Consider the following 25,606-nt stretch of genomic DNA (forward strand, 5'->3'; position numbering starts at 1 on the left):
TTACGCGGTGCTCACATTTTGCGCCGCCCTACACTACTGGAGATGATGATCATGAGTTATTCACTGCCATCCCTGCCTTACGCATACGACGCACTAGAACCGCATTTCGACAAGCAGACGATGGAAATCCATCACACCAAACACCACCAGACCTACGTCAACAACGCCAACACCGTGCTGGAAGCGTACCCTGAGCTGGCTTCGCTGAGCGTAGAAGAGCTGATCCAGGATCTGGATAAAGTCCCTGCAGACAAGCGCACCTTTATGCGCAACAACGCAGGCGGCCACGCTAACCACAGCCTGTTCTGGAAAGGCCTGAAAATCGGCACCACGCTGGGTGGCGATCTGAAAGCCGCTATCGAGCGCGATTTCGGCAGCGTAGAGAAATTCCAGGAAGAGTTCGAGAAAGCCGCCGCCACCCGTTTCGGTTCTGGCTGGGCTTGGCTGGTGCTGAAAGGCGACAAACTGGCCGTGGTATCTACCGCTAACCAGGACAGCCCGCTGATGGGCGAAGCCGTCTCCGGCGCTTCAGGCTTGCCAATCGTTGGCCTGGACGTGTGGGAACACGCTTACTACCTGAAATTCCAGAACCGTCGCCCTGACTACATCAAGGCATTCTGGAACGTAGTGAACTGGGACGAAGCGGCCAAACGCTTCGCCGAAGCCAAGAAATAATTTGGCTTATCTCCGATGATGCCCGCTGATGCGGGCATTTTTTTGCCCGTTGTCCGCTAAAGTTTAACCGCCCATTGCCGATGCTTTGTTCAATTGACTAACGCCTAAAGAGGGATAAATCATGGCGGCATTGAAAGCTTTGGCAGGAAAAATCGTTCATCTCACCGTAGGTAAAAAACTCGGACTCGGATTCTCTCTGATGTTGATACTGGCGATCGTTATCGCTGGCACCGGGATAACCTACCTCAATCTTATCGAATCACGCAGCGACCGCATCGATTTCAGCTATCAGCTGACGGGCGAAATCAGTCAGGCTAAATACACCCGCGCCATGTTTAGCCAAAATTACAATACCGACTACCTTGAACGTAACCGCAAACATATCGAGAACGCGTTGCAGCTGGCCAGCCACGCGCAAAACCTGAATTGGGATGAGCAAAGCCGCAAGGATCTGGAGCTCTTGGTGGTGTTGCTGGGTAACTATGAGCAACAACAGAAAATGTTTGCCAAAGCCGTGGTGGATAAAGACGCGGTGCGAGCCAGTTGGAACATGTCTGAAGTGCAAGACAGCCTGAGCCAGGTTGAACGCCAACTGGGTGCTACCGATCTGCAACTGGCATTCACCCAGTTGAACCTGAAGCTGACCCAGATCCGCTACTATGCCCGTGGCCTGGTGCTGCAACCCAATCGCGACGCCGAAACCCCATTGCTCAGCGCTATCGATGACGCCCGCAATGCCGCCAACACGCTCAGCCAACGCCTGAATGAGTCACAGCGCCCGTTGCTCCAACCTCTGTTGAGCGTGCTTGACGAGTATAAAGACCACATCGCGGCCTACCTGCCCGCCGTTGAGAATGAGATCAAGATCAGTAAACAGCTCGGCGGCTACGCTGACGAGATCGGCACGCTGGTTAACAATTTCATGAAGGATGAGTTGACGCAGACCCATAACAATATCAATACCGCACAGTGGCAGATGGGGATCACCACGGCGATCGCCATTCTTGCTGGCCTGCTGATATCATGGCGTATCACGTTACAAATCACCCGCCCGCTGCACAGCACATTGATGCTGGCAGAACGCATTGCCAAAGGTGATCTACGCCAGGCGCAAACCAGCACTCGCCGCGATGAGCTGGGCCAGTTGCTTAACGCCGTCGCCGCCATGAGCCAGAACCTGCGCGATATGATTGAGAAAATCCAGATGGGGGTCAGCCAGGTCTCCACCGCCGCTGGGGAAATCGCTGCGGGCAATACCGATCTCTCTTCACGTACCGAACAGCAGGCTGCCGCGGTGGAAGAAACCGCTGCCAGCATGGAACAGCTCACCGCTACGGTGAAGCAGAATGCCGACAACGCCCATCACGCCAACCAGCTGGCGACCGATGCCTCACAAACCGCACAGCAGGGCGGCAAACTGGTTAACAACGTCGTCAGCACTATGCGGGATATTTCCAACAGTTCGCAGCGGATCGCCGAAATTACCACCCTGATCAACGGCATTGCCTTCCAGACCAATATCCTGGCCCTGAACGCCGCCGTAGAGGCCGCCCGGGCAGGCGAGCAAGGGCGTGGTTTCTCGGTTGTCGCCAGCGAGGTGCGTAATCTGGCTCAGCGTAGTGCCCAGGCGGCGAAAGAAATCGAAGGGCTGATCACCGAGTCGGTCAGCCGGGTACAGAGCGGTACCGCTCTGGTGGAAGACACCGGCAACACCATGGAACAAATCGTCCGCTCGGTCACTCACGTGCGCGATATCATGGCGGAAATAGCTGCCGCCTCCGACGAACAGACCAGAGGCATCGCGCAGATTGGCCAGGCCATCGTGGAAATGGATCACACCACGCAGCAAAACGCCGCGCTGGTGGAAGAGTCTGCCGCCGCCGCCGATTCGCTGGAAGAGCAGGCCGAGATGCTACTGCAAAGCGTCTCGGTATTCCGTCTGGCGGATAAGGCTGCGCCAGTGGAGGCGAAAGCCACCCAGCTCAAATCGCCATCGATGGCTAAACCGAGCACCAGCGCCGAAGACAACTGGACGACCTTCTAACCCCTCCGCCCGCCCGGTGATCTCCGGGCGGGTTATTCTGTTCCTCCCCCTCGACTCAGGCTATGCTAGACGGCATTAACTAGCGTGAATGGAGGCTAGCATGCACCCCCCAGACGTCTATCTCGGTTCGATTCAACCTTATGAAGGTGGCCGCCCCAGCGCTATCGCCAAACGCCTGGTGGAGGGCACGCTGAAGCTTACCCCCTTGGGTCTGGCAGGCGATGAGCAGGCAGAAAAAAGCTACCATGGCGGGCCTGACCGCGCCCTTTGCCACTATCCGCGCGAGCATTACGACCACTGGCGTGAACAGTTCCCCACTCAAGCTGAACAGTTCTGCGCTCCAGCCTTTGGTGAGAATATTTCTACTCTCGGCCTGACCGAACATAACGTGTTTATGGGGGATATTTTCCGCTGGGGCGAAGCGCTGATCCAGGTAACCCAACCGCGCTCTCCGTGTTTCAAGCTCAACTACCATTTCGCTATCGACGATATTTCGGTGCTGATGCAGCAAACCGGCCGCTGTGGCTGGCTGTACCGCGTGGTGTCGGCCGGAGCCGTCAGTGGCGACCAACCGCTGGAACTGGTGACCCGTAATAGCGATGTTTCCGTCGCAGAAGCGATCGGCATCGCCTGGCACATGCCGTTCGATGAAGAACAATACCGTCGTTTACTGTCGGTCGCGGGTCTGTCGGCCAGCTGGAGCAAAACCATGCTGACGCGCATCACCAGCGGCAAAATCGAAGACCTCAACCGCCGTCTGCTTGGCCGTTAACCGGCGCCAGGCAGAAGACATCCATCGACCTGGATTAGGGAGTTGCGCTATGGCTACATTACCTCATTCCATTCATCACGCGGCTGCGGCTGGTTATCAGGCCAATGCGGATCGCTACGTTTTAGGCCGCCCGGATTATCCGGCGGAGATCGCCGATTGGCTGCGTGAGGTACTCGAGCTACAGCCCGGTAAGACCGTTATCGATCTGGGTGCAGGAACCGGCAAGTTCACTCCGCGTCTACTGGAGACCGGTGCCAACGTCATCGCCGTTGAACCGGTGGCGCAGATGCTGGAAAAACTGGCGGCAGCATTTCCTCAGGTGAAAACGCTGGCAGGTACCGCCGAATCTCTCCCGTTGCCGGATGAATCGGTGGATGCCGTGGTGTGCGCGCAGTCCTTTCACTGGTTTGCTACGCGTCAGGCGTTGGCGGAAATTCAGCGCGTGCTGAAACCCGGCGGCAAGCTTGGCCTGGTGTGGAATATGCGCGATGCGCGGGTTGGCTGGGTACGCAAACTCAATCAGATAGTCGATCGCCACGAAGGGGATGCGCCGCGTTTTTATACCGGTGAATGGCGCAGGCTGTTTCCTTACCCGGGTTTTGCCCAGCTACAGGAGCAGGTGTTTATGCTGGGGCATAGCGGAGCGCCGGAGGATGTGATTTATAACCGTGTGCGATCCACCAGCTTTATCGCCGCGTTGCCGCAACGGCAGCAGGAACAGGTGATCGAACAGATCCGCCAGTTGGTGGCAGAGGAAGAGGAGCTGCGGGGGAAGGAAACGCTCACGGTGCCTTACCAGACCTGCGCGTTCTCTACGACCAAGGCCTGAGCATGCCCCTCACCCTAACCCTCTCCCACAGGGAGAGGGGACCGATCGAGTTAGGCTGAAAGTATCGTGACTCTTCATCAGCACCGGCTGATTCACCTTGGTTGAGGCGGTGATCGCGGTTGCTGAGATTACCACCGTTCTCTCTACAGAGCAGGAGCTTTCCGCTCCGAAGGAGAGGGGACCGATCGAGTTCGTTAATTGCTTTGCGTAATACCTTGCCTTTCTTGTTTTGCCCCCCTACTTTCCGAAGTTACGCGGACTAACTACGCGCTCGGGACAGCTCCCTCTCCCTGTGAGAGGGTTGGGGTGAGGGGGAAATCAGAACGCTTTTTTGGCGTAACCGGTAACCACTTTCAGGCCCATCTCGCGGCCAAGAGCGGTCATTGGATGTACCACGATCAGGCCACGGGCGCTTTTCTTCAGCGTGCCCATATCCGCCTGCTCTTTCTTGGTGATCTCACGGCTGAACGGCAGCTGGCTCAACTTTTGCGCTTCCGCACTCAGTTTTTCCACGCGCACGTTTTTCAGGCGCTCAATCTCGGTCTTCAGCTTCTCTTTTTCTTTGAGATGTTGCGCAATCAGGTCGGTGTTACCCTGCTGGATCACCACGGTGTCTTTGTGGTTCAGTGCGTCCAGCAAATCGCTCAGGCGCTTAATCTCGGCTTTTTCTTTCTCTTTCATCGTCTCTGGCCTGTTTTGTTCTATGGCGTAAAAAATATTTCGCTAGTGTAGCAAAATGCACGGCAGGTTACTCCTCACCTTGCGCAATTCCCGCTGGCAGGCCGCTCATCTCACAGGCTTTTGCCCCCACCCGCGCCAGCGCCTGGGTATAACGGGCATTAAATGGATAGCAGCATGAGAGCCGCAGCCCATTATGATAACGCCCACTTGGAGAATATAGCGTACCCGGCGTCAGACAGATCTGCTCATCCAGCAACTGATGGAACAGCGCTACCGTGTCCACCCCTGCGGGGAACTCCACCCAGAACACAAACCCACCGGCAGGCTGGGTAGCCCTTGTCCCACGCGGGAAATGGCGGGCAATCAGCGCTCTGGCCTCTTCCACCTGCGCCGCATAGCGTTTGCGCAAATTGCGCAGATGATGATCGTATCCCCCCGCCTCCAGGAACATGGCCAGCGTCTCTGACAGCAAATGCGACTCCGACATCGAAGACACCGCCTTCAGCTTGCGCAGCGCCTCACTGAACCGCCCGCCGACCACCCAGCCGATGCGGAAATCCGGTGCCAGCGTTTTGGTGAAGCTGGAGCAAAACAGCACCCAACCATCGCTATCGAACGCCTTCACCGCTGGACTGAGCGCGCTGCCAAATTGCAGCTCGGCATACAGCCCATCCTCGATCAGTGGCACTTGATGATCGTTCATCAGGCGTGCCAGCCGTTTTTTCGACGCCAGCGGCATGGTGCAGCCCAGCGGATTCTGTATCGTCGGCATGGCGATGACCGCATTCAGCCGTTTCTCCTGCAGCAGCAACTCCAGCGCATCCAGCGACAGGCCATGCTGCGGGTCGGTGGGGATCTCCAACGCTTTCAGCCCCAGGCTGGCAAGCAGCGGCAACAGGTAAAAATAGGTCGGCGACTCCAACCCCACGCAGTCGCCCGGCTTGGTGGTCACCCTGAGCGCCAGCTGCAAGGCTTCCATGCAACCGTGCGTCAGCGTGATGTCACTCGGCTCCAGCAACATGCCCAACGTCATCGAGCGCCGGGCGATCTGCTGGCGCAACCGCAGGCTACCCGGCGGCAAGGCGTATTGGCCAATCAGATTAGGCTGGCGACGTAACTGCGATGACAACATCCGCCCCAGCTTGCCACCGGGATAAAAATCCACGGTTTGCGGGCAAGCGAGCGACAAATTGGTGAAGGCCGGGTTCTGTTGGGCGGCGAAAACCGTATCGATCAGGGCCAGCACATCATCCGCCGGTTGCTCTACCCGGTTGCTGGGTGCCGACGCCGTTTTCAACGCAGGCAAGGTCGCCCGCACGTAAAAGCCAGACTGTGGCCGTGCCTCGATCAGCCCCCGGTCTTCCAACTGGCGATAGGCTGCCACCACGGTATTGATGCTGACGCTGTGGCTCTGTGCGCAGCGGCGCACCGAAGGCAGGCGGCTACCGGGCGGTAAAGTGCCACGGTGGATAGCGGCCGCCAATGTCTCCGCCAGTTGCAGGTAGCGGGTTTCCGGGATCTCGTCGAGCAGGGTCACAATTTCTCTCCAGGCAATGGGTACAGTTAGAAATTAGCGCAACTGTAACCATGACAATAACTGATTTCTGGTTCTGTCACCATCACCCCACAGCCCTTATGCTGGTGATCACCCCCAATCATGTATGGAAAACCTTATGCTGGACTCTGCTTTTATCAGTTACGTGACTGTGATGTCGATTACCCCTGGCCCCAATAACCTGCTGCTGGCTTCGTCCGGCGTCAATTTCGGCCTGCGGCGTACCCTGCCGATGGTGTTTGGTATCAGCCTGGGCTGCGCAACACAGTTAGCCCTCACCACGCTATTGCTGGCGCTGATCCTGAACTGGGCCGATACCATCCGCTTTCCGCTGGCGGTAATGGGTTGTGCGTACCTGCTGTGGCTATCGTGGAAACTGTATAAGGCGGCCTCACCGGATGCTAAACAGCATGCGCGGCCAATGCACTTTATCGGCGGAGCCTTGTTCCAGGCGGTGAACCCGAAAGCCTGGCTGATGGCCATCAACGTGGCAATCCTGTTCACGCCTCATGAGGGAGCGTCGCTGCATCAAACGTTGTTAACCATCGCAGGCTTCACCGCGGTGAATATTCCCTGCATCTTGATTTGGGCGTTGATGGGCGATCGGCTACGCCACGCTCTGCGTGTGACCTGGAAACTGCGGTTATTTAACGGTGTGATGGCGGGCTTAATGGCAGCAACCGCGTTATGGCTGCTGTTTGACGAGTGGCGGACGCTGATGGCTTAAGGCTTTTGAGCACCGAGCGGGGAGAGCCGGGAGGGCTGCTTGGCGCCGATTTCCGCCAGCAGCTCGGTAATCGACAGCACCATGGTGGAACGCACCATCTGCTGGTAACGCTGGTGTTGCATGGCGATCAACGATTCATCCGCCTCGCCGGGCTGTAGAAAAGTGGGGACCGGCGGCAAAGCGCTAACGCAGTGGAGCTCCCCGAAGGGGCCGAGTATCTCATCATCAATAAAGCGATATTCCGAACCGTCGTGGTTCAGCTCTTCACGCATCGCCATCAGCAGTTCGGCATCTTCGTATTCGTGGCGGGAAATCACCCCCAGCCCGTACATCAGCTTCAGACGAACCGAAAGTTCACCAAGCGGCCCGGCACCGGACAACAGAGGTTCGACGGCATATTTCACCGCATAGTCATCTTTACGGAAGACCTGCACCACCAGGACGTTAAGCGCTTCTGCCAGCAGCTCGACCGCTGCGATCAGAAAACTGCGCACCGTCTTGCCAGCGTTCAGCTTTTCCAGAACCTTGTTTTCGAATGCCTGTGTCTCGATCATCTTCGCTTTTCGAATCGCGTGGGTGGTGTGGTCACTCGGGCGCTCCCCGTTAACCGCAGGGAGTGAGCCCGAATGGGGGGCAAAGACGCCTTGCCCCCTCACCCTACCCCTTATCCGTGGGGAAAGGGAATGGGTTTGCTTACACTGGTTTGATATCACAGCGTTTACTGCAAGGCGTTATACACAGCAACCGCCTCTTCCACAACCTTGCTGTCGGCCGGTAAACCGGAAATTTGCGCCAGCGCGGCTTTTGGACCCAGTTTTGTCAGCAAGTCTACCAGTTCTTGTGCCTGTGGATCCTGCTCGCTGCGGTAGCTCATGGCGGCGGCGATCCCCTTGATCAGGTTGGCGTGCGGCAAGCCGTATTCCAACGTGCCCAACAGCGGCTTGATCAGGCGATCGCCCGCGCTCAGTTTGCGCAGCGGCTGACGGCCCACTCGCTCTACGTCATCGTGCAGATACGGGTTTTCGAAGCGTGACAGGATTTTGTTGATATAGGCAGCATGCTTGTCGGCGTCAAAACCGTAGCGCTTGATCAGCACCGTACCGCTCTCTTCCATCGCCCCTTTGACCACCTGGCGGATGACCGGATCGAGGATCGCATCACGAATGGTCAACAGCTTGGCGCGCTGGCCCAGGTAGGCGGTGATCGCATGGCCGGTATTGAGGGTAAACAGCTTACGCTCAACAAACGCCATCAGGTTGTCGGTCAGTTCCATGCCGGCGATGGCTGGCGGTTGGCCCTTGAATTGGGTCTGATCGACGATCCACTCGCTGAAGGTTTCTACCGTCACTTCCAGCGGATCGTTGCTGCCCGCCTCTGCAGGCGGCACGATGCGGTCTACGGCAGAATCGACAAAGCCGATATGCTGTTCAACCCAGGCCTGTTCATCCTGTGGCAGCGCGTCGAACACGTGCTGTTTGAGCTGGCTGGTACCGCGTACCATGTTTTCACAGGCGATGATATTCAGCGGTTGAGTATTGCCTTGCTGATGGCGCAGGATCAGGCCTTTGGCGATAGTCCCGGCGATTCTGGCGAGGATCTGCGGACCAACGGCGGTCGTGACGATATCGGCCTGTGCAATCAGGGCCACCGCCTCTTCGCTACCGCTGTTAACGGCACTGACGTTATTCACCTCTTCAACGCGCGCCTGCTCACCCACCACATGTACCTGGTAGCTTTTGCGTTGGTTCAACGCGTCCAGCACCGTCTGGTTAACGTCAGCAAAAGTCAGTTCGGCGTGCGCGTCGGCAAGCAGTTTGCCAATAAAGCCACGGCCAATATTGCCGGCTCCGAAGTGTAATGCTTTCATATTCCACCCTTTCTTAATGTAGAAAGGTGCAGCAAGCTGCACCCTTTAAAATAATTCTGTTATCAGGCCTTCTTGCCGCCCAGCAAATCCAACACTTCCTGGACGCTGGTGGTATTCGCCAGCCGCTCGATGACGGTTTCATCATCCAACGCATTGGTCAGGCTGGTGATCACCTGGATATGCTCGTTGTTACGCGCCGCGATACCGATAACCAGGCGTGCCACCTCATCCTCTTCGTCACCGAAACGTACGCCCTGCGGATACTGGCAGAACACCACGCCGGTACGCAGCACGCGGTCTTTGGCTTCAATGGTGCCATGCGGCACGGCAATGGATTCGCCCAGGTAGGTAGAGGTCAGCTTTTCACGTTCCAACATGGCCGGAACATATTCTGGTTCGACATAGCCGCCTTTCACCAGTTGCTCACCGGCAAAGCGAATGGCCTGCTCTTTATCAATGGCCTGCAAGCCGAGGAACACGTTGCTTTCACCCAGTTTAAACAGGTTCTGTTCGCTGGCGTCAAAGCTGTCATCCAGGGTGGAGATAACCTTCTGCTCGGTTTCGCTAGTCTTGTTAACGGCCACCAGGCGAGCGGTCAGATCGCTGTACAGATGGCTGTCCAGGAAGTTGGTCAGCGAGATGTGCTGGGCCTGCGGCGCATGGCGCATCGCACGCTCGGTCAGATCGCGGTGAGTGATCACCAGATCCACATCTTCCGGCAGGCTGTTGATCGCGCTGTTAGTCACGGAGATATTCTTCAGCCCCGCGTCCGCCACTTTCTTGCGTAGCACGCCGGCACCCATGGCGCTGGAGCCCATACCCGCATCGCAAGCCACGATGATTTTACGCACGGTGCTCAGATCGCCGTCTACGGCTGCGTTTACCGCGGCACCGCCTTTAGACTGGGCTTTCATGTCCTGGATACGGCGGGTCGCTTCTTCCAGGTCGTCTTCCTCTTTCACTTTTGAGGTTTTCAACAGGAAAGATGAGACCACGAAGGAGACCAGGAACGCCGCAAATACCGCCGCCAGGTTAGCGAAATAGGCTCCTTTTGGCGTCATCGCCAGCACCGCCAGGATAGAACCAGGGGAAGCAGGAGATACCAGGCCGCCGTTCAGCAGGGTCAGGGTGAATACGCCGGTCATACCGCCCAGAATAACCGCCAGGATCAGGCGTGGATTCATCAGCACGTATGGGAAGTAGATTTCGTGGATACCACCCAGGAAGTGGATGATCGCCGCACCGCCAGCAGACTGCTTGGCACTGCCACGGCCAAAGAACATATAGGCCATCAGCACGCCCAAACCTGGGCCTGGGTTGGCTTCGATCAGGAAGAAGATCGATTTACCGGTTTCCGTCGCCTGCTGGATGCCCAGCGGTGAGAAGATACCGTGGTTGATGGCGTTGTTCAGGAACAGGATTTTCGCCGGTTCAACGAAGATCGAGGTCAATGGCAGCAGGTTGTTGACCACCATGATATGCACGCCAGCCGCCAGCACTTTGGATATCGCTTCGACCAATGGCCCGATACCCATAAAGGCCAGGATTGCCAACAACATACCGATGATGCCTGCGGAGAAGTTGTTGACCAACATCTCGAAGCCGCTCTTGATCTTGCCGTCAACCCAACGGTCAAAGTGCTTGATCGCCCAGCCGCCCAACGGGCCTGCAATCATGGAACCGAGGAACATCGGCATGTCTGCACCAACGATCACGCCCATGGTGGTGATGGCACCGACCACGCCGCCACGCTCGCCGCCCACCAGTTTACCGCCGGTATAACCGATCAGCAGTGGCAGCAGGTAGGTGATCATTGGCCCAACCAGTTTGGCTAACGTCTCGTTTGGCAGCCAGCCGGTAGGAATGAATAGCGCAGTGATGATACCCCAGGCGATGAATGCGCCAATGTTGGGCATCACCATATTACTCAGGAAACGGCCAAAGTTTTGCACTTTAACCTTGATGTCTGGTGAAAACATAAACACACCCCTATTGTTACGCGCTGACAATAAGAGCGCGCGATAATTGTTGTAACGTTCTAGCCCTGTTGATGCTGTTTGCGAAACGGACTCTACCACGCTCTTTTTACTACGCGAACTTCACGGAATTTTTGTGATCACCATCACTAACATTGCCCCTATACCCTGGTGTATTTAGTGACGCGCATCACACTTATGCGGTGTAAAAAAAATACAACGAGAGGATATACCGGCCAAATGCACCAAAAACGTGATCATAGTCACATTTTAAGCCTTGCTGTTTGTTTTTGAAATGTGACAAGAATCACAATTTATTTTACATCCGACCACCGGGCCGTGGCCTGAAATGACATCTTCCCTGTGAGCATCCACTCCGTCGGGAAATAACCATGGCGTGGATGAAAGAAAACTACATTAAGAGATGTGATGAATAATTGAAGTGTAGTACAGAAGTGCGTGGGAGTATTTTGGTGAGCGTTCAAGGCAGTTGCTCCGCCAAACAATGCCGGGCCAGTGAACGCATCCACCGCCCGGCAGAAATAACCCTACCGGCATGGCGGTAGAGGTCAAGCGGCAACCAAACGCTTTAGCTGCGAAGTATTGACTGCTTTTTTGGCGATCCACAGGCTATAATTATCCTGCAGGTTTAGCCAGAATTCAGGGGAGCTGCCCAGCACTATGGACAACTTCACCGCCATCTCAGGGCTAACAGCCGCATTCCCTGCGACCAAGCGCTGTGCGGTGGAGGGTGCCACCATCAACGCCCTGGCAAATACGCGGATACCAACACCCAGTTCTTCCAGCGTTTCAGCGATGATCTCGCCCGGATGCGGGGGGTTATGCATAGCCATTAGTGATAATCCTCATAGTTGACGATATAGGCATCACCGTCGATAAATTCAAACGTGATGCGCCAGTTGCCTGTTACGGTTATTGACCACTGCCCGGCACGGTCACCCGACAATGGGTGAAGTTGATAGCCAGGGCGGTTGATATCACTGATGTCCTTTGCTGCATCAATTACACCAAGCCTCAGACGAATTTTACCGATCTGTTGAGTATTGATGCCAGCCGTAGAGCCTTTCTCAAAAAACTGTCGCAATCCCTTGTGCTTAAAACTCTTAATCATAAGAATGCTCCCTCACCCTCGTTGCGCAACACGAAGCATTATACAACCTGTTTCGTATTACGCAACACCCAAATATCCGTGAAGAGGTGGGATCGCAGCGCCAGACAGCATGCATGAAGCTTGGTATTCGGTTAATACACTTGAGGAAAGATTAAACCATCGAGAAGTGAGGCGATAAATATATTATATATCAGTAAATTAAAAAGGGCCGAACAAGTTCGACCCCTACAGTTCCAGCAACATTGCCAATCTGAATATTGCTTAACGCTACTGCATTACCGCCAGCACGGTTTTCTGTGCGTTCAGCAAGTCCTGCTGTTTGGCCACCAGATTGGACATCATGGTGTTGTACTGCGTCGCCTGCTGCTGGGTACGGAACTGCACGCCACCGTTGTTGAAGCTGACCTGATTGCCCTGGGCCTGCAGGAAATCCCCTACCTGTACCAGGTCTTGGACAAAACCGGCGGTGGTTGGGATCGCTGGCATCAGCGCGTTGGCCGGTGCGGTAACGATCTTGTCATACGCCTGGTTGTACACCGCTTTCAGATCGTCCGGCTGTTTCAACGCCGCATGAGCGGTATCCGCCTGCGCCTTGGCAGTCTGGATCTGCTGGCCCAGCAGGTTTAACGCGCCGATCGACTGTTGCAGGCTATCGCGCTTGCTCATGTAGTCCTGCGCGGTACGGATCTGATTAACCTGCTCCAGCGCCGGGGTCAGGCTGGCATCCACCGACTTCGTCAACTGCTGGGAAAAGCCCACCAGAATGGCGTAATCGCCGGTATAAGCACCGAATTTCTGTTTCTGATCTTCGCTCAACGTCGGAATATGTACGCCACTGCGCATGACCGTATTCTGTAAGTAATCAACGAATGCCTTGCGCTGCTCCGGCTCTTTATCGCCGCAGGCGGTCAGTTGCATAACCACCAACAATGCCAACACCGGTGCCAGCCAACGCGCGAAACTTCTGCTCTGGATCCCTACAGCCATGTGACATAACTCCTGTTATAAACGTGTCTTTTATCAGATTCCATGCCGTCTGCCGCCCTCCGTGCGTCTAAAGAATAGATCAACTGCCAGCGATACGAAATGTGATTGTGCGAGGCTCGCAGAATAACTCACCGTTGCGCGGCCGCCATCAGAGATGAAAAAGCGCCCGCAGGCGCTTTTTCTTGGGCTTTACACCATTATTGCAGTACGGAGATATCCGCGACCTGCAGGAACAGCTCACGCAGCTTGCTCAGCAGCGTCAGGCGGTTCACGCGCACCGCATCATCTTCGGCCATCACCATCACGCCGTCGAAGAACGCATCCACGGTTTCACGCAGTGCGGCCAGTTCTACCAGCGCTTCCTGGTAGCGGCCTTCGGCGAAGAACGGCTCCAGCTTATCGCGCAGCACCACCAAGTGAGTTGCCAACTTCAGCTCGGCCGGTTCTTTCAATACCGAAGCGTGGACGTGGTCCAGCAGCGTATCGTTGGATTTGGCCAGGATATTGGAAACGCGCTTGTTGGCAGCCGCCAATGCCGCTGCAGCTTCCAGCGTACGGAAATGCGTCACCGCTTTTACCCGCGCATCGAAGTCTGCTGGCTTGGTTGGGTGACGTGCCAATACGGCCTGGATGGTATCCACAGCATGGCCTTCTTCCTGATACCAGGCGCGGAAACGGCCCAGCATAAAGTCGACAACCTCATCCACCACCTTGGCGTTGGTCAGCTTGTCACCATAAAGGCGGACGGCCTCTTCGGTCAGGGTTTGCAGATCCAGCGGCAGGTTTTTCTCAACGATAATACGCAGCACACCCAGCGCAGCACGGCGTAGTGCGAATGGGTCTTTATCGCCTTTTGGATGTTGCCCGATGCCGAAGATCCCGGCCAGGGTATCCATCTTGTCGGCAATCGCCAACGAGCAGGCCACCAACGATTGCGGCAGTTCATCACCGGCAAAGCGTGGCTGGTACTGTTCGTTCAACGCCACCGCCACGTCTTCGGCTTCACCGTCGTGGCGCGCATAGTGCATGCCCATGACGCCTTGGGTGTCGGTGAATTCGAACACCATGTTGGTCATCAGATCGCACTTAGACAGCAGCCCCGCACGCGTAGCGTGGTTGACGTCAGCCCCGATCTGGCCAGCGATCCAGCCTGCCATAGCCTGGATACGGTCGGTCTTGGCGCGCAGGGTACCCAGTTGCTGTTGGAACAGCACGGTTTCCAGACGCGGCAGGTTGTCTTCCAGGCGTTGCTTGCGGTCGGTATTGAAGAAGAATTCGGCATCTGCCAGACGCGGGCGCACCACCTTCTCGTTACCAGAGATGATTTGCTGCGGATCTTTCGATTCGATATTGGCGACGAAGATAAAGTTCGGCAGCAGTTTGCCCGCGGCGTCATACACCGGGAAATACTTCTGATCGCCCTTCATGGTGTACACCAGAGCTTCCGCCGGCACCGCCAGGAACTTCTCTTCGAACTTGGCGGTCAGCACCACAGGCCATTCGACCAACGAGGTAACCTCTTCCAGCAGGCTCTCGCTCAGATCGGCTTTACCGCCAATCTGCTGTGCAGCCAACTCGGCATCACGCTTGATCAAGGATTTACGGGTTTGATAATCCGCCACCACTTTGCCGCGTTCCAACAGGATCTGCGGGTATTGATCGGCGTTATCGATGGTGAATTCGGCTTCACCCATAAAGCGGTGGCCGCGAATAGTGCGGGCAGAGTCGATACCCAGCACGGTGCCAGGGATCAGTTCTGCACCCAGCAGCAGGGTCACGGTATGCACTGGGCGGACGAACTGGGTCTCTTTATCGCCCCAGCGCATCAGTTTCGGGATTGGCAGCTTGGACAGCGCGGTGCTCACCATACCGGCCAGCAGTTGCTGGGCAGATTGGCCTGGCACATGGGCGCGATACAGCAGCCATTCGCCTTTATCGGTCACCAGGCGCTCGGCCTGATCGACGGTAATACCACAGCCACGTGCCCAACCTTCGGCCGCTTTGCTCGGTTTGCCTTCGGCATCGAACGCCTGGGCAATGGCTGGACCGCGTTTTTCAACTTCACGATCGGCCTGCGCAGCACTCAGATCCGCCACTTTCAACGCCAGGCGGCGCGGAGCGGCAAACCACTTCACTTCGCCATGTTCCAGGCCAGCGTTGTCCAGTTCAGCGGTAAAGTTGGCAGCAAAGGCTTCTGCCAGTGAGCGAAGAGCCTTCGGCGGCAGCTCTTCCGTGCCGATTTCCACCAGGAAAGTCTGTTGTGTCATAGCTGCCTCTACTTCTTGTTACACATTGGGAAGCCCAGCGCTTCGCGGGAAGCGTAGTAGGCCTCGGCAACGGCTTTGGTCAGCGTGCGAATACGCAGAATATAGCGCTGACGCTCGGTAACCGAGATCGCCTTGCGTGCATCCAACAGGTTGAAGGTATGAGCAGCCTTGAGGATACGTTCATAAGCCGGCAGCGGCAGCGGTTTCTCCAATGCCAGCAGCGTTTGTGCTTCCTTCTCATACTGCTCGAAGCAGGAGAACAGGAAATCAACATCGGCATATTCGAAGTTGTAGGTGGACTGCTCCACTTCGTTCTGATGGAACACGTCGCCGTAGGTGGTAACGCCCAATGGGCCATTGCTCCACACCAGATCGTAGACGCTGTCCACGCCCTGGATATACATCGCCAGGCGTTCCAGACCGTAGGTGATCTCACCGGTAACCGGTTTGCACTCCATACCGCCAACCTGCTGGAAATAGGTAAACTGCGTGACTTCCATGCCGTTTAACCATACTTCCCAACCCAGACCCCAGGCGCCGAGCGTCGGGTTTTCCCAGTTGTCTTCCACAAAGCGGATATCGTGGATGGTCGGATCCAGACCCAGTTCCTTCAAGGAACCCAGGTAGAGTTCCTGAATGTTTTCTGGCGATGGCTTAATCACCACCTGGAATTGGTAGTAATGCTGCAGGCGGTTCGGGTTTTCCCCGTAACGGCCGTCGGTTGGGCGACGTGAAGGTTGCACATAGGCGGTTGCCATTGGCTCCGGGCCCAGTGCACGCAGGCAGGTCATCGGGTGGGATGTCCCCGCGCCAACTTCCATGTCCAGCGGTTGCACGATGGTGCAGCCCTGGCGCGCCCAATAGTCCTGTAGTGTCAGGATCAGACCCTGAAAGGTCTTGGTATCAAACTTTTGCATGTTGATTTCGCACGCGATACAAGTGGATTTAACAGAATGGGCCAGTATACCCGTTGACCGTAAGATATACAGCCAGAATCCCGCAGCAAGTGTCAATCTTCGTGAAAAAATCGCGCTGCGCGGCCAGTTAGGAAGGGATCGAGTCGATAGTTGTTGCCTGAACGAGATTTAGCCCGGTGATAAGCCTCAATGAATAGAGTCGGCCTAAGCAGTGATGTTTAATACTGCTACACCATCCGACATTGATCATCGATACGTTCAAGCCGGAGGCTCTTGGTCACTCTCATTCCCGCTCGGAAAGCACCGGCCTGATGAGCTTCAGCTCAACGCCAAGCCTGATGGCATGTTTGGCGTTGGTAACGCCTAATTTTTTGACCACGTTGCCGATATGATATTTTACGGTGGTGAGCTTGATCCCCAAAATCAGCGCGATTTCCTGATAGGATTTCCCCATGCTGGCCCAGTAAATCACCTCATTCTCGCGCTTGGAGAATAGCTCTTTTTGGTTGATTTGGTCATCATCGCTGGTGTTATTCAGTTCGTGATAGAGTGTAGTTAATTTATCATGCACGGTGATTAACAGCATTTGCAGTTTATGTTGGTTCTCTTTGATAATCTCTTCTATATTTTCGTCACAGGCGTCATCCATAATAAGAGACAGCACCACCAGATTATTGTTGTGATCGTGCAACACAAACGTATAGCCATTGATGACATTATAGTTCTTGGCCATATCAAAAATATTGGGGTGTTTTAACCCGGAGCCGTTCTTAATATTTTCATCCCAGACGAAAGGTGTCACTCGGCGGGATGTGGAAATCAATACCGGATCGATAAACTGGTAGTTATTTGCGGTATAAAACTCAAACCATTCTGTTTTGTTGGAAATGATGGTGAAATTAGCAGGGTTTATTTTGCTCATGATCGCATAAGCGTACTTTATGCTGTTATACTCTCGTAAGTTCGCTTCCAAATAACTCTTTATGACTGAGTTAATAAATTCATTATTAAAGAATAAACTCGACACACAAAGTCTCCTTATTGAAATTTCCGTTACAAATTTCAGAGCACAGCATAGAAGTAATATTTTATCATAAAAAAAACAGAAAAATAATAGTGAGTAAAAAAATTCCGTGAGCTTTTTAATCAATAACACCGTGATGATTTTACTGCTTGATATATTTAATGAAATAACTGTGATTTTTTAACCACACTCACCCCAAGACATCAAAGCCTGATTTTTCACTGCGTTAATAACGGGTTTACAACAGTCTGCGTGATAAATTTTTAGTTGCTGAAGTGTTTTCAATTGGGTGCTTTTTTGCCAAAAATGTTAACATTCGGCAAAAAAACCACGTCATATCTGATAATAACTGACTTTCTGATTGTTGATACTGGGTTAAAGCTAAAAAACTAATGATAGGGTCTGAGATTGATACGTTTTTTATATATTTCAGGCACGCAAAAGCGCTCCCACTCGTTGATTAACGAGCGAGAGAACAATTGACAGACGACCTGTTATTTATAATAATGACAACAAAATTTCCCTGGTGTTGGCCGAATTGGCTCCTGATCCTTTAAACGGGATCAGTTTTTTTTATTTAAATCTTTTGTTCTTATGCCGTAACGATAAAGTCTTTTAGGGGCAAATGATAGTTATACTAAAGTACAGTCAGACACTGTACTTTTCAGGTGAAGGGCTTGGGCAAGGCAATGGCGCACAGGGCTGACAGCCCCCGTATATCGGGTGCTATCCCGTAATAATGGTAAGTGCTGCTCCCCCCTATTCTTCCCGGCACCAAACCGTCTGGCACCTGGCTATCAGGATTAAAGCCCCCCTTCAAAAACGCGCACTGACCCCCACGTTGTACATAAATTGCTCGCCACTGCTCAAGCCACTGGTTTGCGAAACTGTCGCAAACGCCGCCACCCGATCGCTCAGTGGCATATTCGCCCCCAAGGTGATATCCATCCAGTTTTTATCCTGGCTGGCGCTGTCGCGGGTGAATGAGGTCTGGGTCGATTTCAATCCACCGCCTGCCCGGTAAACGCCATCACCGAACTGGTGCTGATAGCTCACCTCCGCGTACGGATTAACTACCCCGAGCTGGCTATCCAATCGCCATCCTACAGCGCCGATCTGCGAATGATAGGTCTGATCGTTGAAACGCATGGCCGTACTGTTGTCGCCATTCTCGCTATAACCGGAGACGTTGCTGTAATCCCAGGCAAACTGGGCCATCGGCCCGGTGGTGAGGTACGAAGCGATCGGGAAGTCATACCCCGCAGTAACGCGTGCGCCCCACTGCTTACCATCGGTATCACCGGTTTCTGTACGGGTTAGCGAACCCAGCTGCATACTGCGGTTAATGTCGTCGTAATTCACGCTGGCATAGTGCAAATCGGCATTGACCCATCCCTGCTCAAACAGCGTCAGGGAGCTGAATGCCGACAGCAGCACGCCACGCGCCTTATAATCGTAACGGCTGGAAGGCTGTTGATTATCGTTAGAACCCGAGATCAGCGCCCCTATCAGCCACTCATCCGTCAGTTGATAATCCACGCCCAGCGTTAGGTTATGCGTGGTGGCGTCACCATCTCCGGCAACCATGTTGGCTGAATAATCATAGCGTTGCCCAGCATAGCCGCCGAATACGCCCAACGACCCCTGCGGATTGCTGTTGGTGCGTAACTGCTGAAAACGGCTGTCCAGGGTAGCACGGCTATCACGCGCGAAGGCGGCGGTTGCCTGGTTGAGTGCCACTGCCTGCGCCGGGCCATCCAATACCGCCTGAATATAATCGGCGATCAGTTGGTGAGCCTGCGGGCTGGGGTGGAAATGATCGGCAAACAGATAAGCCTGATCGCTGTTAAAGCCTGGCATGGACGAACTGCATACTGCCGAAGAAACTCCCGCTGGGCAGGCCATACCGGCAGTGTTGGTAAAACCAAACTGGCCCGGATTGGCGATCGCCTCGCTGAACAGTTTGTTGACATCAACGCGCACGATATTACCTCCGCCCTGAGCCAACAGGCGATCTTCGCTCTGGTTATAAAAATCGGTAAGCTGTGCCGCCTGGGCGCTGAAACTGTCAAAAGCCGCGCTCAGTTGGGCAGCAATGGCCTGCTGCACCAGAGGATTGCTGCTGGCCTGCTGTGCAGCGGCACCTAAAGCCTGATGGATCGCCTGCTGGCGCGAAGCGTTATCCGGCGTGGCGATAGTATTAAGCTTGCCGTACGCCGCCAGTATGGCCGCGCCCTGCACCGGCCCCAGCGCCTGCTGGATAATCAGCTCCATCAATTGCGGGGTTGAGCCGATATTCGGTACCGTTGGCACTATCACCGTCCCGGCACCGGCGTTCAGTAAAGCGTGCACCTGCGTCGCCGCAGCCAAGGCGCTGGTATAGGCCACCTCCGGTGCAGTTGCCACATTCATCGCCGCGGCAGCCAGATCGTTGCCGCCAATCCAGTGAATATACAAACCGTCGCCGTCGGCCCTGCCGTTAACCCTCGCAAGATAGCTTTGTAGCTGATCCTCGGTGTTGTCCGCCGGGTTTAGCGCCGGTACGGCCACACCACCACCGGCAGCATAGTTGTAGCCACCGTTATCGGATGCCACCAGCGCGGCACCGATGCGCTGGCCCAGTATTTCGTCATACAGCTGATGTTGGTTACTGTCATAAGTGAAGCGGCCGTTATTGCCGGTATCACTCAGGCTGTCGCCAAACACGTAAAGTTGATCGTAAGCCTGTGCCGTAGCACTGAGGCAAAAAGCTAACGCCACAGCAAGCACCGTTGGGGTGTGCTTGCCCTGTCTTTTCAGAGGCATAAATAGACTCCTGAGAGTCAAAATAGTAAACCGGGCGCAGCATGCAGCGCCCCTACGGTCGAACCTATGTGACTCATACCCAATTCTTATTGTTGGCCTTTATCACCAAGGCTATGTAGTAAATATTGCGGGGATTCACATAACGTCAAGTTAACTGACGATAAATCGTGCAAAGGGTTGCCAAGCGGGCGGCTTACGGCGATGATTACCTGTAAATAATTACAGCATAAGGAATCTTCGTATGGCCAACGAACGTTGCGGTTGGGTTACCGCCGATCCGCTATATCTTGAGTATCATGACCAGGAATGGGGCGTACCCACCACCGACGCACGCGAGCTGTTCGAAATGCTGTGCCTGGAAGGCCAGCAGGCGGGTCTTTCCTGGATCACCGTGCTGAAAAAACGTGAAAACTATCGCCGCGCCTTCCACAATTTCGATCCGCTGCGCATCGCAGCCATGACCGAACAAGACGTGGCAACGCTGATGCAAGACAGCGGCATCATCCGCCATCGCGGCAAGATCGAGGCCATTATCAACAATGCCAAGGCCTATCTGGCGATGGAGACCGCCGGAGAGGATTTTGTCACCTTTATCTGGCAGTTCGTCACCGGCAAGCCTCTGCTCAATCACTGGCAGGCGCTTGGCGAAGTCCCCGCCAAAACCGAACAGTCCGATGCCCTGTCCAAGGCGTTGAAAAAGCGCGGCTTTAAGTTTATTGGCTCCACTACCTGCTATGCCTTTATGCAGGCCAGCGGCCTGGTGAACGATCATCTTACCGGTTGCTTCTGCCACCCAAAGCAGCGCCAGGCATGATCCGCACCGCCGTTCCGGCCGATATCGAGCCGCTGATGACGCTGTGGCTGGCAAGCACCACCCAGGCCCATCCGTTTATCGCGGCCGATTATTGGCAGCAAACCGCCCAGTTGGTGCGTGAAAGCTATCTGCCGCGCGCCAAAACCTGGGTTTATCTGCACCACCAGCAGATCGCCGGTTTTATCAGCGTGCTGGATGAACGCTTTGTAGGCGCGCTGTTTGTCGATAAGCGCTTCCACGGCCAAGGCGTCGGAGCCGCGCTGATGGAACACGTGCAGCAACAGCACGGCTGGCTGAGCCTGGAGGTATACGAGCAGAATCTGCGGGCCTGCGCCTTTTACCGCAAGCTTGGGTTCAGTGAAGTACAACGCCAGTTCAATCAGGAGACCCAGGCCCATACGCTGATCATGAACTGGGCCGCCGCCGAACTGCGCTACCCCTGAAGAAGCGGCGGGCGGGCTTTGTCATCCCTGCCCGCTTCTGGTACTTTGGCAGCCAACCTTGTCAACGAGATCCAGCATGTTTACCCATATCGCCTTATCCAAGCTCAACGGTCTTGAATTGATGGTGTACAACTACGTCATCAAAAATAAGGACAAGGTTATGTATATGACCATTCGCGAGCTGGCGGACGGGGCCAAGGTCTCCACCACCACGGTATTACGCTTTTGCAAGAAAATGAATTTCAGCGGCTATTCGGAATTCCGCATTCGCTTTAAACTCTATCTGGAACAGGAAGACAAACTGCTTCTAACCTCCGGCGTCAGTGAAATTGTCAGCTTCTTCAAGAGTATTAACAATGAAGAGTTTGAACAGTTAATTACGGATGCGGCAGCACACATTGCCAACGCGGAACGGATCATCTTTGTCGGAGCAGGCACATCCGGCACGTTAGGTAAGTACGGCGCTCGTTTTTTCTCTAACGTCGGTAAATTCAGTAATTATATCGATGACCCTTATTATCCCATCAGCAGTGATATGTATAAAAACGCGGTAGCCATTATTTTATCTGTTTCCGGAGAAACGCCGGAAATTCTTAAACTGGCGAGCCAATTTAGCCTGCATAACTGTAAGATCGTCAGCATTACCAATAGCGAAACCTCTTCACTGGCGCGCATGGCGGACTTTAACCTCTCTTACCACATGCCGCAAATCCGCATTGCCAGCGAATACGATATCACTACCCAGGTACCGGTGATGTATATGTTGGAAGCGATAGGGAAAAAGCTGGCTAAAAGCCTCGGCCATTAATTTCATTAGCTAAATTACGTTAAATAACACCCTGTTTTTTACATGTGACAAGTCACTATTCTGCAATTTTGTTATATCGTGACATTCCCTTGCCGTTTGCTACTATCCATTTAGAAATCACCTTAGAGCTACAATAAAGCCCGATATTTCTGTACCCCACAGATGGAGTTACGTTGATGGCAATTAATTATGCTGACTCGGCAAAAGAGATCGTACGCCTGATTGGCGGCGATAATAATGTGATTAATGTCACACATTGCGCCACACGTTTGCGATTTATTTTAAAAGATACTAGCCAGGCCGATAAAGACACGCTGAAACGCGTCAAAGGCGTTATTACCGTTATCGAATCCAGTGGGCAATTGCAGGTGGTGATTGGCAACCACGTCGGCGATGCCTATCGGGAAGTGCTCAAACTGGTCAATATGGATGAGAACGTGGCGGTCAGCGCGCCGAACGTCGGCATCGTCAGCCGCCTGATGGACATAATCTCCAGCATCTTCGCCCCCTTCCTGTATCCGCTGGCAGCCTGCGGGGTGTTGCAGGGGCTCATTTCGCTGTTTGCTGCCTTGGGTTGGATGGATCCGGCCAGCGGCACCTATCGTATTCTGAACTTCGTTTCCTGGACCGGTTTCACCTTCCTGCCGGTGATGGTAGCCTTCACCGCCGCGAAAAAATTCAACGTCAATCCGTTCACTGCGGTGATCGCGGCCTGTGCACTGGTCTCTCCAGACTATATGAACATGCTCACCGCCAATAAAATCCTGTTGGTGAACTCTGCCGATCCGGCCATGCAGGCTTTGATGCAGGAAGCCGTCAATAACCCACAGATTGCCAGGGTGCTGGCCGAGGTGGCCGGTATCCCGATTAATGCCGATCCCCTCACCTTCCTGGGCATGCCGGTGCAGTATCTCAGCTACACCGCCTCGGTGATCCCGATCATCCTGATGGTCTGGATCATGTCTTATGTGCAGCGTTTCTTTGAACGCATCCTGCCGCTGGTGATCCGCAACCTGTTCACGCCGATGTTCTGTATCGCGATCATGGTGCCACTGACGCTGCTGGCCTTTGGCCCGATCGGCAACATGATTGGCGGTGCCATCGGTGGCGTCTATAACACGCTGTATCACCTCAGCCCTTCCATTGCCGGAGCGGTGGTAGGCGCACTGTGGATGCCGTTGGTCACGCTGGGCGTACACTGGGGGATCACGCCGGTCACCGTGGGGAACTATGCCACACTGGGTTATGACACCTTTACCGGCCTGCAAGCCTCGCCGGTGTTTGCCATGGCGGGTGCCGTGCTGGGCGTCTATTTGAAATCCAAAGACCCGGAGATGAAGCGCGTTTCGCTGTCTGCGGGCATGACCGCCCTGTTTGGCATCACGGAGCCCGCCATCTACGGCGTAGCGTTGCGTCTGAAACGCCCAATGATTTGCGGCTGTGTTGCCGGTGCGGTCGGCGGTTCCATTGCCGGAGCCTTCAACGCGGTATCATGGAGCTATTGCCTGCCGGGGATTGCCGTGCTGCCGGTGTTCTTTAAAGAAGGCCATATGCCGCAGTTCCTTGGCTTCCTGTTGTCCATCTGCGTGGCATTTGTGCTCGGTGCGGTACTAACCTATATCGTCGGCTTCAAAGAAGAACAGCCTGCGCCAACGGCACCGCTCAACAAGCCTGAAATGGCCTAAATTCATCTACCAAGAGAAGCAAAGTTATGAAAAAACAGTTACCGGATGATTTCCTGTGGGGCGGCGCAGTCGCGGCGCACCAGGTTGAAGGCGGCTGGGATCAGGGCGGTAAAGGCCCAAGCATCGTCGATGTGCTGTCCAGCGGTGCCCACGGCGTCGATCGCGTGATCACCGACGGCATTGAACCAGGCTACCTCTACGCCAACCACGACGCAGTGGACTTCTATCACCGTTATCAAGGCGATATCGCGCTGTTTGCCGAAATGGGCTTCAAGTGCTTCCGCACCTCAATTGCCTGGTCGCGCATCTTCCCGCTAGGGGATGAGCTGGAGCCGAACGAGGAAGGATTACAGTTCTACGACAACCTGTTTGACGAGTTGCTGAAATACGGCATTGAGCCGGTGATCACCCTTTCCCATTTCGAGATGCCATGGCATCTGGTGAAAGAGTATGGCGGCTGGAAAAACCGCAAGGTCGTCGATTTCTTTGTGCGCTTTAGCCAGGTGGTCATCTCCCGTTACCAGCACAAAGTGAAGTACTGGATGACCTTCAACGAGATCAACAACCAGCGCAACTGGAAGACCCCGCTGTTCGGCTACTGCTGTTCAGGGGTGATTTTCACCCAGGAACCGAACCCGGAAGAGTGCATGTACCAGGTGCTGCACCATCAGTTTGTCGCCAGCGCGCAGGTGGTCAAACTGGGGCATGCCATCAACCCGGCCCTGCAGATTGGCTGCATGATCGCCATGGTACCGCTGTATCCGTTCTCGTGTAATCCGGACGACGTGATGTATGCGCAAGAGGCGATGCGTGAACGCTTCCTGTTTGGCGATGTGCATATGCGCGGCTATTACCCGTCCTACATTCTGCACGAATGGGAGCGCAAGGGTTACCACATCCAGATGCAGCCGGAAGATGAGCAGATCCTGCGTGAAGGTTGTGCAGACTATATCGGCCTGAGCTACTACATGAGTAACGCGGTGCAGGCGGACTCCATCGGCACGGGCACGGCGCTGGCCGGTTTTGAAGGCAGCGTGCCGAATCCTTATGTGAAAGCGTCCGACTGGGGCTGGCAGATCGATCCGGTGGGGCTGCGCTATACGCTCAACATCCTCTATGAACGCTACCAGAAGCCGCTGTTTATCGTCGAGAACGGCTTCGGTGCGCTGGATAAGCCCGAGGCCGATGGCCAGATCCACGACGATTACCGCATCGCCTATCTGCGTTCGCACATCGAGCAGATGAAAAAAGCGGTGATCGAGGACGGCGTTGAGCTGATGGGCTTTACCCCCTGGGGCTGTATCGACTGCGTGTCCTTCACCACCGGGCAATACAGTAAGCGCTACGGTTTTATCTACGTAGATAAGCACGACGACGGCAGCGGCACCTTTGCCCGCTCGAAGAAACAGAGCTTCGACTGGTATCGCCGCGTGATCGCCAGCAATGGCGAAACGTTAGCCTAACGGCATCTTATCGGGGCGAAACTCTTCGCCCCTTTGTCCTAAAGATCAACCAATCTTGCATTAATTCAGTTTGTTCTGGTTCCCAAGCGGCGATTTGGCGGCTACCTTCCTGCCTGGCTTACAGGTTTATAATTT

At 54.7% G+C, this 25,606-nt stretch carries 22 protein-coding genes; 10 read left to right on the plus strand and 12 right to left on the minus strand.

Going from position 1 to position 25,606, the window contains the following annotated elements:
• Window positions 1–51 precede the first annotated feature (51 nt).
• The 4 genes from sodA (at window position 52) to ACMV5I_RS06835 (ending at window position 4,320) form a co-directional block, all read left to right on the plus strand.
• A complete protein-coding gene (sodA, locus tag ACMV5I_RS06820) occupies window positions 52–675 on the plus strand; it encodes a superoxide dismutase [Mn] (protein ID WP_121608216.1) in 624 nt (207 codons plus the stop codon).
• A 121-nt stretch (window positions 676–796) separates the two neighbouring features.
• Window positions 797–2,719 carry a methyl-accepting chemotaxis protein gene (locus ACMV5I_RS06825; RefSeq protein ID WP_414823980.1) on the plus strand — a complete coding sequence of 641 codons (1,923 nt, stop codon included), beginning with the start codon at window positions 797–799 and terminating at the stop codon, window positions 2,717–2,719.
• 100 nt (window positions 2,720–2,819) lie between these two features.
• Window positions 2,820–3,491, plus strand: a complete 672-nt coding sequence (gene yiiM / locus ACMV5I_RS06830) for a 6-hydroxyaminopurine reductase (RefSeq protein ID WP_414823981.1) — start codon at window positions 2,820–2,822, stop codon at window positions 3,489–3,491.
• Window positions 3,492–3,540: 49 nt separating this feature from the next.
• Window positions 3,541–4,320 (plus strand): class I SAM-dependent methyltransferase, encoded by a 780-nt coding sequence (locus tag ACMV5I_RS06835; protein WP_414823982.1) that lies wholly within the window; start codon window positions 3,541–3,543, stop codon window positions 4,318–4,320.
• A 318-nt stretch (window positions 4,321–4,638) separates the two neighbouring features.
• On the opposite strand, the gene ACMV5I_RS06840 is transcribed toward ACMV5I_RS06835, so the two are convergent.
• Complete coding sequence (locus ACMV5I_RS06840) at window positions 4,639–5,001, minus strand: YibL family ribosome-associated protein (RefSeq protein ID WP_024483275.1); 363 nt, start codon at window positions 4,999–5,001, stop codon at window positions 4,639–4,641.
• 67 nt (window positions 5,002–5,068) lie between these two features.
• Complete coding sequence (locus ACMV5I_RS06845; protein ID WP_071682697.1) at window positions 5,069–6,538, minus strand: PLP-dependent aminotransferase family protein; 1,470 nt, start codon at window positions 6,536–6,538, stop codon at window positions 5,069–5,071.
• A 136-nt stretch (window positions 6,539–6,674) separates the two neighbouring features.
• On the opposite strand from ACMV5I_RS06845, the gene ACMV5I_RS06850 reads away from it, so the two are divergent.
• The gene (locus ACMV5I_RS06850) at window positions 6,675–7,283 is read left to right on the plus strand and encodes a LysE family translocator (protein WP_414823983.1); all 609 of its coding nucleotides are present in this window, start codon (window positions 6,675–6,677) and stop codon (window positions 7,281–7,283) included.
• On the opposite strand, the gene ACMV5I_RS06855 is transcribed toward ACMV5I_RS06850, so the two are convergent.
• From ACMV5I_RS06855 to ACMV5I_RS06900, 10 genes are all read right to left on the minus strand, one after another.
• Entirely contained in the window at window positions 7,280–7,837 is a 558-nt protein-coding gene (locus ACMV5I_RS06855; protein ID WP_024483278.1) for an MltR family transcriptional regulator, read from the minus strand. The two genes, ACMV5I_RS06850 and ACMV5I_RS06855, sit on opposite strands and share 4 nt — an antisense overlap.
• A gap of 164 nt (window positions 7,838–8,001) precedes the next feature.
• The gene (locus tag ACMV5I_RS06860) at window positions 8,002–9,150 is read right to left on the minus strand and encodes a mannitol-1-phosphate 5-dehydrogenase (RefSeq protein WP_202672703.1); all 1,149 of its coding nucleotides are present in this window, start codon (window positions 9,148–9,150) and stop codon (window positions 8,002–8,004) included.
• 62 nt (window positions 9,151–9,212) lie between these two features.
• Window positions 9,213–11,129, minus strand: a complete 1,917-nt coding sequence (locus tag ACMV5I_RS06865) for a PTS mannitol transporter subunit IICBA (protein WP_202810592.1) — start codon at window positions 11,127–11,129, stop codon at window positions 9,213–9,215.
• A gap of 566 nt (window positions 11,130–11,695) precedes the next feature.
• Window positions 11,696–11,980, minus strand: coding sequence for a HigA family addiction module antitoxin (locus ACMV5I_RS06870; RefSeq protein WP_024483281.1), 285 nt, complete (start codon window positions 11,978–11,980; stop codon window positions 11,696–11,698).
• Window positions 11,980–12,258 carry a type II toxin-antitoxin system RelE/ParE family toxin gene (locus ACMV5I_RS06875; RefSeq protein ID WP_024483282.1) on the minus strand — a complete coding sequence of 93 codons (279 nt, stop codon included), beginning with the start codon at window positions 12,256–12,258 and terminating at the stop codon, window positions 11,980–11,982. Before ACMV5I_RS06875 ends, ACMV5I_RS06870 begins: the two co-directional genes overlap by 1 nt.
• A 267-nt stretch (window positions 12,259–12,525) precedes the next feature.
• The gene (locus ACMV5I_RS06880; RefSeq protein WP_179246295.1) at window positions 12,526–13,245 is read right to left on the minus strand and encodes a DUF3053 domain-containing protein; all 720 of its coding nucleotides are present in this window, start codon (window positions 13,243–13,245) and stop codon (window positions 12,526–12,528) included.
• A gap of 197 nt (window positions 13,246–13,442) precedes the next feature.
• Window positions 13,443–15,512, minus strand: a complete 2,070-nt coding sequence (gene glyS / locus ACMV5I_RS06885; RefSeq protein WP_414823984.1) for a glycine--tRNA ligase subunit beta — start codon at window positions 15,510–15,512, stop codon at window positions 13,443–13,445.
• An 8-nt stretch (window positions 15,513–15,520) separates the two neighbouring features.
• The gene (glyQ, locus tag ACMV5I_RS06890) at window positions 15,521–16,429 is read right to left on the minus strand and encodes a glycine--tRNA ligase subunit alpha (protein ID WP_024483285.1); all 909 of its coding nucleotides are present in this window, start codon (window positions 16,427–16,429) and stop codon (window positions 15,521–15,523) included.
• A gap of 283 nt (window positions 16,430–16,712) precedes the next feature.
• Window positions 16,713–17,456, minus strand: a complete 744-nt coding sequence (locus ACMV5I_RS06895) for a helix-turn-helix transcriptional regulator (protein ID WP_284122154.1) — start codon at window positions 17,454–17,456, stop codon at window positions 16,713–16,715.
• Window positions 17,457–18,269: 813 nt separating this feature from the next.
• Window positions 18,270–20,258, minus strand: coding sequence for an autotransporter outer membrane beta-barrel domain-containing protein (locus tag ACMV5I_RS06900; RefSeq protein WP_414823985.1), 1,989 nt, complete (start codon window positions 20,256–20,258; stop codon window positions 18,270–18,272).
• Window positions 20,259–20,499: 241 nt separating this feature from the next.
• On the opposite strand from ACMV5I_RS06900, the gene ACMV5I_RS06905 reads away from it, so the two are divergent.
• The 5 genes from ACMV5I_RS06905 to ACMV5I_RS06925 all read left to right on the plus strand — a co-directional run bounded on the left by ACMV5I_RS06905 (window position 20,500) and on the right by ACMV5I_RS06925 (window position 25,471).
• Window positions 20,500–21,072, plus strand: coding sequence for a DNA-3-methyladenine glycosylase I (locus ACMV5I_RS06905; RefSeq protein WP_414823986.1), 573 nt, complete (start codon window positions 20,500–20,502; stop codon window positions 21,070–21,072).
• The gene (locus ACMV5I_RS06910; protein ID WP_414823987.1) at window positions 21,069–21,515 is read left to right on the plus strand and encodes an N-acetyltransferase; all 447 of its coding nucleotides are present in this window, start codon (window positions 21,069–21,071) and stop codon (window positions 21,513–21,515) included. The genes ACMV5I_RS06905 and ACMV5I_RS06910 overlap by 4 nt, the downstream gene beginning before the upstream one ends.
• A gap of 76 nt (window positions 21,516–21,591) precedes the next feature.
• Entirely contained in the window at window positions 21,592–22,323 is a 732-nt protein-coding gene (locus ACMV5I_RS06915; RefSeq protein WP_059199249.1) for a MurR/RpiR family transcriptional regulator, read from the plus strand.
• A gap of 176 nt (window positions 22,324–22,499) precedes the next feature.
• Window positions 22,500–24,008, plus strand: coding sequence for a PTS transporter subunit EIIC (locus ACMV5I_RS06920; RefSeq protein WP_024483291.1), 1,509 nt, complete (start codon window positions 22,500–22,502; stop codon window positions 24,006–24,008).
• Window positions 24,009–24,034: 26 nt separating this feature from the next.
• Window positions 24,035–25,471 (plus strand): 6-phospho-beta-glucosidase, encoded by a 1,437-nt coding sequence (locus ACMV5I_RS06925; RefSeq protein WP_202810594.1) that lies wholly within the window; start codon window positions 24,035–24,037, stop codon window positions 25,469–25,471.
• The last annotated feature ends 135 nt before the right edge of the window (window positions 25,472–25,606 follow it).

Source organism: Serratia sp. T13T92, assembly GCF_047530105.1.
Taxonomy (GTDB): domain Bacteria; phylum Pseudomonadota; class Gammaproteobacteria; order Enterobacterales; family Enterobacteriaceae; genus Chania; species Chania fonticola.